General features: G+C 68.0%; 13 protein-coding genes and 1 tRNA gene. 2 read left to right on the top strand and 12 right to left on the bottom strand.

Translation table 11 applies throughout. From position 1 onward, the window contains the following. Window positions 1-105: 105 nt before the first annotated feature. The 4 genes from AC3A6G_RS24125 to AC3A6G_RS24140 are packed head-to-tail and all read right to left on the bottom strand — an operon-like array spanning window position 106 to window position 3759. On the bottom strand, window positions 106-945 hold the full coding sequence (locus AC3A6G_RS24125) for an ATP-binding cassette domain-containing protein (RefSeq protein ID WP_487865650.1): 840 nt from the start codon (window positions 943-945) through the stop codon (window positions 106-108). Next, window positions 942-1931: an ABC transporter ATP-binding protein gene (locus AC3A6G_RS24130; protein WP_487865651.1), complete on the bottom strand. Its 990-nt coding sequence runs from the start codon at window positions 1929-1931 to the stop codon at window positions 942-944. The genes AC3A6G_RS24125 and AC3A6G_RS24130 overlap by 4 nt, the downstream gene beginning before the upstream one ends. A gap of 5 nt (window positions 1932-1936) precedes the next feature. Continuing rightward, window positions 1937-2812, bottom strand: coding sequence for an ABC transporter permease (locus tag AC3A6G_RS24135; RefSeq protein ID WP_487862901.1), 876 nt, complete (start codon window positions 2810-2812; stop codon window positions 1937-1939). Then, window positions 2809-3759, bottom strand: coding sequence for an ABC transporter permease (locus AC3A6G_RS24140; RefSeq protein ID WP_487874796.1), 951 nt, complete (start codon window positions 3757-3759; stop codon window positions 2809-2811). The genes AC3A6G_RS24135 and AC3A6G_RS24140 overlap by 4 nt, the downstream gene beginning before the upstream one ends. Before the next feature lie 62 nt (window positions 3760-3821). Here AC3A6G_RS24140 and AC3A6G_RS24145 point away from each other — a divergent pair, with 62 nt between their 5' ends. Beyond that, window positions 3822-4136, top strand: coding sequence for a YfhL family 4Fe-4S dicluster ferredoxin (locus tag AC3A6G_RS24145; RefSeq protein WP_487862903.1), 315 nt, complete (start codon window positions 3822-3824; stop codon window positions 4134-4136). Here the strand turns inward: AC3A6G_RS24145 and AC3A6G_RS24150 are convergent. From AC3A6G_RS24150 to AC3A6G_RS24185, 8 genes are all read right to left on the bottom strand, one after another. Next, entirely contained in the window at window positions 4122-4466 is a 345-nt protein-coding gene (locus AC3A6G_RS24150; protein WP_487862904.1) for a hypothetical protein, read from the bottom strand. The two genes, AC3A6G_RS24145 and AC3A6G_RS24150, sit on opposite strands and share 15 nt — an antisense overlap. 242 nt (window positions 4467-4708) lie before the next feature. After that, on the bottom strand, window positions 4709-5341 hold the full coding sequence (gene pth / locus AC3A6G_RS24155) for an aminoacyl-tRNA hydrolase (protein ID WP_487865654.1): 633 nt from the start codon (window positions 5339-5341) through the stop codon (window positions 4709-4711). 81 nt (window positions 5342-5422) lie between these two features. Next, a complete protein-coding gene (locus tag AC3A6G_RS24160; protein WP_487874797.1) occupies window positions 5423-6088 on the bottom strand; it encodes a 50S ribosomal protein L25/general stress protein Ctc in 666 nt (221 codons plus the stop codon). Between the two features lie 93 nt (window positions 6089-6181). Then, the gene (locus AC3A6G_RS24165) at window positions 6182-7153 is read right to left on the bottom strand and encodes a ribose-phosphate pyrophosphokinase (RefSeq protein ID WP_487862739.1); all 972 of its coding nucleotides are present in this window, start codon (window positions 7151-7153) and stop codon (window positions 6182-6184) included. 170 nt (window positions 7154-7323) lie between these two features. Next, window positions 7324-7400: transfer RNA gene (locus AC3A6G_RS24170), tRNA-Gln, on the bottom strand. Window positions 7401-7469: 69 nt separating this feature from the next. Continuing rightward, complete coding sequence (ispE, locus tag AC3A6G_RS24175) at window positions 7470-8363, bottom strand: 4-(cytidine 5'-diphospho)-2-C-methyl-D-erythritol kinase (RefSeq protein WP_487874798.1); 894 nt, start codon at window positions 8361-8363, stop codon at window positions 7470-7472. Beyond that, window positions 8360-8887, bottom strand: a complete 528-nt coding sequence (locus tag AC3A6G_RS24180; RefSeq protein ID WP_487874799.1) for a lipoprotein insertase outer membrane protein LolB — start codon at window positions 8885-8887, stop codon at window positions 8360-8362. Before AC3A6G_RS24180 ends, ispE begins: the two co-directional genes overlap by 4 nt. 5 nt (window positions 8888-8892) lie before the next feature. Then, the gene (locus AC3A6G_RS24185) at window positions 8893-10728 is read right to left on the bottom strand and encodes a tetratricopeptide repeat protein (RefSeq protein WP_487874800.1); all 1836 of its coding nucleotides are present in this window, start codon (window positions 10726-10728) and stop codon (window positions 8893-8895) included. A 71-nt stretch (window positions 10729-10799) separates the two neighbouring features. On the opposite strand from AC3A6G_RS24185, the gene mutM reads away from it, so the two are divergent. Then, the gene (gene mutM / locus AC3A6G_RS24190; protein ID WP_487874801.1) at window positions 10800-11612 is read left to right on the top strand and encodes a bifunctional DNA-formamidopyrimidine glycosylase/DNA-(apurinic or apyrimidinic site) lyase; all 813 of its coding nucleotides are present in this window, start codon (window positions 10800-10802) and stop codon (window positions 11610-11612) included. The last annotated feature ends 12 nt before the right edge of the window (window positions 11613-11624 follow it).

The raw sequence follows: 11624 nt of genomic DNA on the forward strand, positions 1-11624 counted from the left end.
GCCAGGCGCGGAGGGCTCATTCTCTCGCAGCGAAGGCGAAGCCGATGGCCGCGCCGGGTGGTTTTTCCTCGGGACGTTCCCGGATGCGGCTTCGGCCGGACCGGTTCAGGCCGCGAGCACGGTGCCGCCGGCGGGTGCGCGCGGCACGGCATCGAGCAGCGTGCGCGTGTACGGATGCTGCGCATGGCGGAAGAGCTCGCCGGGCGGACCCTGCTCGACGATCTGCCCCTTCCACACCACGCAGACCTCGTCGCAGAGGTGGTTGACCACCGCGAGGTCGTGGCTGATGAGCAGGTAGCTGATGCCGAACTGCTGCTGCAGGTCCTGCATGAGATTGAGCACCTGCGCCTGCACCGACACGTCGAGCGCACTCACCGGCTCGTCGGCCACGATGAGCTTCGGACGCGTGATGAGCGCGCGCGCGATCGCGATGCGCTGGCGCTGGCCGCCCGAGAACTCGTGCGGGTACTTGTCCATGTCGGTGCTGCGCAGGCCCACTGCGGCGAGCGCCTCCGCCGCGCGCTCGCGCTGCTCGGCGCGGCCGGTCTCGGCCAGCGCCTCGAGCGGTTCGGCCACGACGCGCGCCACCGTCTGGCGCGGGTCGAGCGAGCCGTAGGGGTCCTGGAACACCATCTGGAAATCGCGCCGCGCGGTTCGCAGCTCGCGCTTCGGCAGCCGGTGCAGGTCGCGGCCCAGCATGTGCACGCTGCCCGAGGTGGGCGTGTCGAGCGCCATCACGAGGCGCGCGATGGTCGACTTGCCCGAGCCGGATTCGCCGACGATGCCGAGGCTGCGGCCCGCCGCTACCTCGAAGCTCACGCCGTTGAGCGCCTTCACGAGCGGTGGGGCTCCGAACAGGCTCTCGCGCGGCAGCGCGTAGTGGCGCACGAGGTCTTTCACCTCGAGCAGCAGCGGTGCGGTCGACGCTTCGTTGGTCTGGTTCATGGTGCGAGTGCGCCTTCCGCGGCGATCTCGGGCAGGCGGATGCAGCGCACGGCATGTTCGTGCCGCAGCATGGCGGGCGGCGGGCGGATCGCGTGGCAGGCGTCGACGGTGTAGTGGCAGCGGCCCGCGAACGGGCAGCCGGGCGGCAGGTCGACGAGTTCGGGCACGCTGCCGCGGATGGTCGCGAGGCGCACGCCGCGCGGTGCACCGAGCGCCGGGCGTGCGGCGAACAGGCCCTGGGTGTACGGATGCGCGCGCGCGGCGAACACGGCCTCGGTCGGGCCGCTCTCGACCACGCTGCCGCCGTACATCACCAGCATCTTCGACACGCTCTGGGCGATCACGCCGAGGTCGTGCGAGATCAGGATCAGCGCCATGCCGCGTTCCGCGACCAGTTCCTGGATCAAGGCGAGGATCTGCTTCTGGATCGTGACGTCGAGCGCGGTGGTGGGTTCGTCGGCGATCAGCAGGTCGGGTCCGCAGGCCAGCGCCATCGCAATGCCGATGCGCTGGCGCTGGCCGCCCGAGAACTGGTGCGGATAGGCATCGAGCCGCGACGCCGCATCGGGAATGCCCACGCGCTCGAGCAGCGCCAGCGCCTCCTTGCGGGCGTCGGCCCGAGACAGACCGCGGTGCAGCCGTAGCGGCTCGCCGACCTGGCGCACGATGGTGTGCACCGGATTCAGCGCCGTCATCGGTTCCTGGAAGATCATGCCGATGCGGTTGCCGCGGATGCGACACATGGTTTTTTCGTCTTGTCCGACGAGCTCGGTGCCGTCGAAGCGGATGCTGCCGCTGACCCGTGCGGTCGATGGCAGCAGCCCCATCAGCGACTGCACCGTGATCGACTTGCCGCAGCCCGATTCGCCCACGATGCCCATCGTCTCGCCGCGCTCGAGCGTGAAGTCGATGCCGCGCACGGCCTCGGCGGGGCCGCGCTGCGTCTGCAGTTCGATGTGCAGGTCCTTGACTTGGAGAAGTGGCATGCCGGTCACCGGGCGCGCGCGAGGCGCGGGTCGAGCAGGTCGCGCAGGCCGTCACCGAGCAGGTTGAGGCCGAGCACCGCCAGCACGATCGCCATGCCCGGGAACACCGCGAGCAACGGCGACTGGAACATCATCGTCTGCGCCTCGCTCAGCATGCGGCCCCACGAAGGCTGCGGCGGCTGCGTGCCCAGGCCCAGGAACGACAGTGCCGCCTCGGCCAGGATCGCGATCGCGAAGCGGATGGTGATCTGCACGATCAGCACGGCCGAGATGTTCGGCAGCACGTGCTGCATCGTGATGGCGAACGGGCCCTTGCCGCAGGCGCGTGCCGCGGCCACGTACTCGCGCGACCAGATGGCGTTGGCCGATGCGCGCGTGATGCGCGCGAAGGTCGGGATGTTGTAGATGCCGATCGCGATGATCGCGTTGACGATGCCGGCGCCGAACACGGCCGTCATCATGATGGCCGACAGGATGGCCGGAAACGCGAGCGTGAAATCGGTCAGCCGCATGATCGTTTCCTCGACCCAGCCGCGCCGTGCCGCGGCCAGGAGCCCGAGCGCGGTGCCGATCACGAGCCCGATGCCGACCGCGATCACGCCCACGAGGATCGAGGCGCGCGCGCCCACGAGCAGCAGCGAGGCCACGTCGCGGCCATAGGCCTCGGTGCCGAGCCAGTGCGTGCCCGACGGCGGCTGCAGCTTGTTGGCCATGTCGATCTCGTAGGGCGAGAAGGGCGTCCAAACCAGCGAGAGGGCGGCCGCGACGAGCAGCAGCAGCGTGAGCACGCCGCCTATGACGAAGCTGCGGTGCCGCAGTGCGCGGCGCCAGAATCCGGGGACCTTGAGCGCCGCTGCGCTCGGGACTGTGGTGGCGCTCATATATCGCTGGCCTTGATGCGCGGGTCGATCACGGCATACAGCACGTCGACCACGAAATTCACGATGACCACCATGGCCGCGAGCAGCATCACGCAGTTGCGCACCACGATCAGGTCGCGGTTGCCGATGGCCTCGAAGATGAGCCGCCCGAGGCCGGGCAGATAGAACACCTTCTCGATCACGATGGTGCCGGCGAGCAGTTCGGCGAACTGCATGCCCATGACCGTGACGACGGGGATCATGGCGTTGCGCAGCACATGGGTCCAGAGTGCCGCGCGCTGCGAGACGCCCTTGGCGCGTGCGGTGCGCACGAAGTCCTCGCGCATCACCTCGAGCACCGCCGACCGCGTGATGCGCGCGAGGATCGCCGCTTGCACCACGGCCAGCGACAGCGCCGGCAGCAGCAGCGACTTGAAGCCCGCGAAGATGCCTTCGCTCCAGCCGCCAAAGCCGCCCGCCGAGAACCACTGGAGCTGGACCGAGAACACCAGGATCAGCAGGATCGCGAACCAGAAGTTGGGAATGGCGACGCCCACCTGCGTCAGGCCCATGAGCCCCACGTCGCCGAGCTTGTTGTGGCGCGCCGCCGCGGTCACGCCGACCAGCAGCGCGAGCACGGTGGTGAAGGCCATCGCCAGCAGCGCGAGCGGCACGGTGAGCGCGAGCCGTTCGAGGATCAAGTCGAGCACCGGCGAGCTGTAGGCATAGCTGTCGCCGAGTTCGCCGGTCAGCAGACCGGCGATCCAGTGCCAGTAGCGGGTCCAGGCGGGCTGGTCGAGGCCGAGCTTGGCAGCGAGCGCAGCCACCGACTCGGGCGCGGCGTCGGGTCCCATGAGCAGCTGCGCGGCATTGCCGGGCAGGATCTCCAGGACGAGGAAAACGATGACGGAGGCGCCGATCAGCGTGCCGATCAGTGTGGCGAGGCGCTTGAGAATGAACAGGCTCATGGGACGGGGCGCAGCATAACCCGACTCACGCAATAGGCGTGCCTTGTTCGCGATAATCGGGCATGGCTCTCATGATCACCGACGAATGCATCAACTGCGATGTCTGCGAGCCCGAGTGCCCGAACGATGCGATCTACATGGGCGCCGAGTTCTACGAGATCGATCCGCGCAAATGCACCGAGTGCGTGGGCCACTTCGACGAGCCGCAGTGCGTGCAGGTGTGCCCGGTCGCGTGCATCCCCATCCATCCCGAGCATGTGGAGAGCCGCGAGACGCTGTGGCAGAAGTTCGAGCGCCTCGCCGCGGCGAAAGCTGCAGCCGCAGCAGCGGCGGCTGCCGGTGAATCGACGCCGCCGGCGCATTCAACGAACCCCTGACCCGCTCGGCGGTCTTCGTTTCTTTTTCTTGCTGCCATCGGGCGAAGAGGCCTGCTTTCCCGCCGGCACGCCGCCGCCGAACCGCGCGCTCGACCCGCGCGGTTCCAGCGCGAGCTTGCGCTCGCGCGCGTCGGCGAGCCGTTCGGAGGCTGCGAGCCTGCGTTCGGCGACGGCTGCCTGGCGGGCTTCGCGCGCTGCGCGTTGGTCGCGCTCGTAGGCGCCCCGCTCCAGGGCCAGGCGGCTGCGCTCGAGCTGGTCGGCGCGCGCTTCGTTCCTGCGGGTGGCCGCCTCCGCGGCGCGGCGATCCTCGTCGCTGCGCGCATCGTCCACTTTCAGGCGTTGTCCGCCTGCGCAGGGCTGGTCGCCGTAGGTGTTGCCGCAGCGGTAGGCCGTCGAGCCCTGGGCCCATGCGGGGGCGCCGGAGACACCGCATGCGATCGAAAGAATCGCGGCCGTGGCGAAGGCTGCGCCAGCGCGCCCTCTTCGGGGCCTGCTTCTGCTTTCTGCATTTTTCTGCATTGTTTTTCTCTCCCTTTTCTTCTTTCTTCTCCCGCACTCTCGGGGCCGGCTTGTCAGGTGGCGGCGGGCGCGCCTCCATCGCCGGGTTCGCGCCGTGGCGGCTTGGGCCGCGGCGGTTTGCTCGTGTGGATCAGGAGCGTGGCCTTCTCCATCTCGCCCGCCACCAGGGCAGGGGCGGCATGCAGCGTGCGCACGATCGCGTCCTCGATGGCATCGCGATGCTCCTTGAGTGGCTTCCTGAGCACCCAGTTGACCACCTCCGACTTCACGCCGGGGTGCCCGATGCCCAGGCGCAGGCGCCAGTAGTCGCCGGTGCCGAGCTGGGCGTGGATGTCGCGCAGCCCGTTGTGGCCTGCATGGCTGCCGCCGAACTTGAGCTTGGCCTGGCCAGGCACCACGTCGAGCTCGTCGTGGACCACGAGGATCTCCTCGGGCGCGATCTTGAAGAAGCGTGCGAGCGCGGCCACCGACTTGCCCGACAGGTTCATGAAGGTCTGCGGCTCGAGCAGCCAGACGCTTTGCCCGTTGATGTTCGCGCGGGCCGCCAGCCCGTGGTAGCTGCGCTCCGGCACGAGGTGGAGCTTCCAGTCGCGCGCGAGCGCATCGATCCACCAGAACCCTGCGTTGTGTCGGGTGGCTTCGTATTCGGGCCCCGGATTGCCGAGGCCGACAAACAGCTTGATCATGGCGTTGAATTATCCGGCCGCGCCAAAGCAAAAGGCCCGCACGAAGCGGGCCTTTGGCACTTTGGCGGCAGCGTCGAGGAATTACTTCTTCTTCGCGGTCTTGGCAGCGGGCTTGCCGGCGGCGGCAGCAGCAGCAGCGCCTTCGGCAGGTGCTTCGCCTTCAGTGGCGGGCACGGGCTCTTCGGCGACCAGCGGCGGCACGGCCGACACGATGACCGGGTTCGTCTTGCCGTGGCTCACGAACTTCACGCCGCGGGGCAGCTTGATGTCGCTCACGTGCAGCGTGGCTTGCTTCTTCAGGCCGGACAGGTCGACCTCGATGAACTCGGGCAGGTCCTTGGGCATGCAGCTGACTTCGAGTTCGGTCATCACGTGCGTCACGAGGTTGTGCTCGAGCTTGACGGCGTCGGACTCTTCCTCACCCTTGTAGTGCAGCGGCACCTTCATGTGCAGGCGGGTCTTGGCATCGACGCGCTGGAAGTCGATGTGCTGCACCAGCTGGCGGAACGGGTGGTATTGCACGTCGCGCAGCAGCACCTTGGTGGTGGCGCCGGCGAGCTCCATCTCGAGGACGGACGAATGGAACGCTTCCTTCTTGAGGGCGTGCCACAGCGCGTTGTGATCGAGCTCGATCAGTTGCGGCTGGGCTTCGCCACCGTAGACGATGCCGGGCGTCTTGCCCGTAACGCGGAGACGGCGGCTCGCACCCGTGCCCTGCTTTGCGCGCTCAAAAGCGACGAATTTCATAACAACTCCTGTGGGAGCCCACCGCGACCAGTGCGACTCCGGTTCAACAAGGGCGCCGTTCCTCAAAGTGGAGGGCGCCCGCTTTTTGCCCGGTCAGAACAGGTTGTCCTGGTCCGAGAACAAACTCATCACCGACTCGCCCTTGGCAATGCGCTGGATCGTCTCGGCGATCAGCGGTGCCACGGAAAGCTGGCGGATCTTTCCGCAGGCGAGGGCGCCGTCGGAAAGGGGAATGGTGTTGGTCACGACCACTTCGTCGATCGCCGACTGCGTGATGCGCTCGATGGCCGGGCCCGAGAAGATCGGGTGCGTGCAATAGGCATAGACGCTCTTGGCGCCGCGCTCCTTGAGCACCTCGGCCGCCTTCACCAGCGTGCCCGCGGTGTCGATCATGTCGTCCATGATCACGCAGTTGCGGCCGTCGATCTCGCCGATCACGTTCATCACTTCGCTGACGTTGGCCTTGGGGCGGCGCTTGTCGATGATGGCCAGATCGCAGTTGAGCTGCTTGGCGATCGCACGCGCACGCACCACGCCGCCGACGTCGGGCGAGACCACGATCAGGTCTTCGTAGTTGCGCTGGCGCAGGTCGCCCAGCAGCACCGGCGACGCATAGATGTTGTCGACCGGGATGTCGAAGAAGCCCTGGATCTGGTCGGCGTGCAGGTCCATCGTGAGCACGCGCTCCACGCCCACCGTTTCGAGCAGGTTGGCCACCACCTTGGCCGAGATCGGCACGCGGCTCGAACGCGGGCGGCGGTCTTGGCGGGCATAGCCGTAGTAGGGAATCACGGCGCTGATCCGCCCGGCCGAAGCGCGCTTGAGCGCGTCGACCATGATCAGCAGTTCCATGAGGTTCTCGTTGGTCGGCGCGCAGGTCGATTGCACGACGAAGACATCGCGGGCGCGGACGTTCTGGTTGATCTCGACCGTCACCTCGCCGTCGGAGAAGCGGCCCACGCGCGCGGCACCGAGCGAGGTGCCGAGGTTGTGCGCGATTTCTGCGGCGAGGCCAGGATTGGCGTTGCCGGTGAAAACCATGAAATCAGGGTGATTGGCCTGCATGAGCGCGTCCCGGCAGTGCGATTGGCTAAGAGGAAGCCACCAAAGAGTTCAAGTGTGGCGGCTCGAGAGCCGTCGATTATTGCAGCCGGTGGGCTGCAGAAGAAACACTGCGGCCCTCGGGCCGCAGTTTGCAAGGCGCCGCGGTGGGTGAGACCGCAGCCCGAAAGATTTGGCAGGGGAGAAAGGATTCGAACCTTTGCATGCTGGAATCAAAATCCAGTGCCTTAACCAACTTGGCGACTCCCCTACACAGGTTGATGGCTTGCGCCACCCACCGATATATGTCGCATCGGACCGATGAAGATCCGATTATCTTTCAGGTCGCCCATCCCTTGAGGGGGTGAGCGGCCAGATTGCTGCACTGACGAACCTGCCAGCCCGTGGGGGCCTCGGCCAGTTGCGCTTCGTGCGGCGCTTGCGGCATTTTCGCGAACACCGAACTTCCGGAGCCGGTCATCCGGGCATGGAGTCCTTGGGTGCCGAGCCATTCGATGGCATCGGAAACCGCGGGACAAAGCCGCTGGGCAACCGGCTGCAGGTCGTTGTGGCCGAAGTCGAAGACCGCATCACCGAACCGGTGATCAGGGTCTGGAGCTTCAAGCTGTTCGCTATCTGCAGCAAAGCCCGAGATTATAGCAACAGGAGTTGCGCGTTGAAGATCGGGGGCAGAAAAAATTAACCGGGTGTCGAGTCCTTCGGGAGGCTTGACCACCGCGAAGCGCGCGGCGGGCAACGACACGGGCCGGGTCTGTTCGCCGATTCCCTCGACCCAGGCATTCCGCCCACCCAGGAAGAAAGGCACGTCGGCCCCCAGGCCCAGGCCGATCTCGGCGAGCCGCGACAGGGGAAGGTCCAGCTGCCAGAGCCGGTTCAGCGCCAGCAGGCAGGTCGCGGCATCCGAGGAGCCGCCGCCCATGCCGGCCTGCGCGGGCACCGACTTGGCAACGCCGATGTGCGCTCCGAGGCCGGGCGGCGCATAGGCCTGGAGCGCCCGGGCCGCGCGCAGTACCAGGTCGTCGGGTGGCAGCGCGGTCGTCAGGTCTTCGCGGCTGAGCTGGCCGTCGCGGCGCAACTCGACGTGGAGCGTGTCGCACCAGTCGATCAGCATGAAGACCGACTGCAGCAGGTGATAGCCGTCATCGCGCCGGCCGGTGATGTGCAGGAAGAGGTTGAGCTTGGCCGGCGCGGGAAGGTCGTAGATCGCCTTCATGACCGCTCGAACACGATGCGCAGGTCGGCCGTGGGGCCCGGTGCTTCGCGCGTGGCCTGCAGGCGACCGTTCGCGACCTGGGCGAGGTCGGCGCGCCAGCCCGGCACCGGCTCGTTGCGGCCCGCGAGCCAGGCGAACAGCGCGCCCACCGGAATGGCCGCGCCGGTGGCCGCCTCGATCAACGCATCGACCGAGTCGAAGCGCCGGACCTCGCTGCCGTTCTTGAGCAGGGCCTCGCCCGGTGCCCAGTGCAACTGGGCCAGCGTGCTGCCGATCGGGCTGGTGAGCGAGAGCTCGCCGGCTTCGGGCGAGCCGCGCAAGTCGAACAGGGCCGAGAAGGTCTGGACCGGCTGGGTGTCGATGCGCAGCGACATGCGCCCGCTCCACGAATCCGAACCCTGCGGAGTGCGCTGGCCGGGCAGCTGCGCGCAGCCGCTCGCCACCAGCAGCGCCGCGGCGCCCGCCGCCAGCAGCGCCGCGGCGCCCGCCGCCAGCAGGCCCCGGCGCCCGGGGTCGGTCGCCATCGTGTTCACGGCTTGACCCGGAGGCGCTTGAGCGTTTCCTGCAGCGTCTCGTTCTCGGCGTCGCTCAGCAGGGCTTCCTTCCAGATCGTGACGGCGCGGTCCTTCTGGCCGGCGGACCACAGCACTTCGCCGAAATGCGCGCCGATCTCGGGATCGGGCCGGGTCTTGTAGGCCGCTTCGAGGATGCGCAGCGCCTCGGCGGTGTTGCCGAGCCTGAATTCGACCCAGCCCAGGCTGTCGGCGATGAACGGATCCTCGGGCGCGAGCTGCACTGCCTTCTGGATCAGCGTGCGCGCCTCATCGAGGCGGATATTGCGATCGGCGAACGAGTAGCCGAGCGCGTTGTACGCATTCTGGTTGTCGGGCTTGAGTTCGATGAGCCGGCGCAGCAGGCGCTCCATCTCGTCGAGGCGGTTGAGCTTCTCGGCGATCATGGCCTGGTCGTAGACCAGGTCGTTGTCCTGGGGCGCTGCGGCGGCGGCCTGGACGAGCAAGTCGTAGGCGGCCTGGTATTGCTTGGCCTCGCGCAGCAGTTGCACTTCGGCGAGGAGTTTCTGCTTTTTTTCGTCGGCATTGCGCTCGGGCAGGGCGCGAATGATCTCGCGGGCCTGCGGCAGCTTGCCCTGGCGCGCGAGAAGGCCGGCACGGCGCGTCTGCGCGATCGTGAGGTCTTCGGTGCTTTCGATGCGCGAGAGCCAGTGTTCGGCGCCGTTGAAATCCTTGCGCCGCTCGGCCAGTTGCGAGAGAACGAGGTAGGCCTGCGTCGTGCCGCGCTGGCGTTCGTCTTCTTCCTTCTGGCTTGCCGAGAGCTCGACATAGCGCTTCAGCGAGGTCTCGGCCGCCGCGTCCTGCCGCGCCTGGGCCTGCAGGCTGCCGACCAGCAGCCAAGGCTCGGCCAGCTCGGGCCGCGCCGAGGTCAGCGCCTGCAATTGCGCGGTGGCGTCGGTGTAGCGCCGGTTCTCGACCAGCACGCGCGCATAGGCGATGCGAAGCTCGGGCGAGGCCTTGGGGTTGTTCGCGAGGTGGCGCGTGACGATCGGCTCCGCGAGCGGTTGGCCCGGGCCGATCAATTCGAGCGCAAGCGCGGGCGGCGCGTCGGAGGCGGGGGCGATCTCCTGGCCCCTGAACGCGGCCTCGAGCGCGCCCGACGGATCGCCGGCATTCAGACGCAACCGGCCGACCGTGGCCCATGCGAGTCCGGCGGTGGAGGGGTTCCGGAGGTCGTCGGCCAGCGCCCGCTCGACCACCGAGGCGGCCAGCTTCTTGTCGGGCGAACGCGCGTAATTGCGAACGATCACCGCCATCAGCAACGGCCGTTCGATCTGCGGCGTGGCGGCGACCTCTGCGCGCAGCGGCTCGACGCTTTCCTCAATGCGATTGAGCGCGATCAGGATCTGCAGTTCGATGCGGCGCGCATCGCGCGAATTCGGCAGCGCCTCCTGCCATGCGCGCGCGGCCGCAAGCGCCGCATCGCCCGAGCGCGACTGCAGCGCGATTTCCACCGCACGCTGGAACAGCTTGCCGTCGCGCAGCCGCCTGGCCGCATCGAGCACCAGCGCATAGCCCGAGCCCGGGTCGCCGCTGCGCGCGGTCATTTCGCCCATCAGGATCTCGTAGAACAGCTCGGCCGTCAGCGCAGAAGGCTGTGCAGCGGCGGCTTCGCTGGCGGGCTTGGCAGTGGCGGGCCGCGCCGGACTTGCCGGCAAGGGCAGGGGCCGTTCGATGATGGGCGCGGGGCTGTCGGGCGCGGCGGGATCGGAGGTTTGCGCCTGGACGGCACATGCCAACAGCACGAGAGATGCGGCCGCCGCAAGGCGGTGTCGGCGGAGCGATGGAATCATCGAACCATAATAATCCAAGCTTTTGAGCGAGCATCGCGTGGGGCTTCGTCGAAGCCCGGAGTCTTCATTTCATGCCAGAGCTTCCCGAAGTCGAAGTGACCCGGCGCGGATTCGCCGAGCGCATTGCCGGCGCGCGCATCGATGCGGTGCGCATCGGCAAGCCGCTGCGTTGGGCGCTGATGGTCGAGCCCGGCACGCTGATCGGGCGCCAGGTGCGCGCGGTGCGCCGGCGTGGCAAATACCTGCTGGTCGACCTGGACCGCGGCCTGCTGCTGCTGCACCTGGGCATGTCGGGCAGCCTGCGCTTCGATGCGGTGCTGCCTTCGCCCGGCGCACACGACCACTTCGATCTCGTCACCGACCGCGGCACCCTGCGGCTCAACGATCCGCGCCGGTTCGGTGCGGTGGTGTACGTCGAGGACGAGGCCGCGCCCTGGGCCGTCAAGCTGCTCGGCGGGCTCGGCATGGAGCCGCTGGGCGATGCCTTCGATCTCGATGCCTTTCACGCCGGGCTGCGCAAGCGGCGCACCGCGGTGAAGCAGGTGCTGCTCGCGGGCGACGTGGTGGTCGGCGTCGGCAACATCTATGCGTCGGAGGCGCTGTTCCAGGCCGGCATCCGGCCGACTTTGCCGGCCGAGCGCATCAGCCGGCCGAGGGCGGCCCGCCTCCATGCCGCGGTGCGCGAGATCCTCGCGAGGGCGGTCGAGAAGGGCGGCAGCACGCTGCGCGATTTTTCGAACGTGGACGGACAGAACGGCTACTTCCAGCTCGAGGCCGCGGTCTACGGAAGGGCGGGCGAGCCATGTCGGGTCTGTGCAACGCCGATCCGGCAACTGCGCCAGGGGCAGCGTTCCACTTACTATTGTCCGAAGTGCCAGAAATAGGGCCTTCGGTGC

This window comes from Variovorax sp. Soil_C_26, from assembly GCF_057657075.1.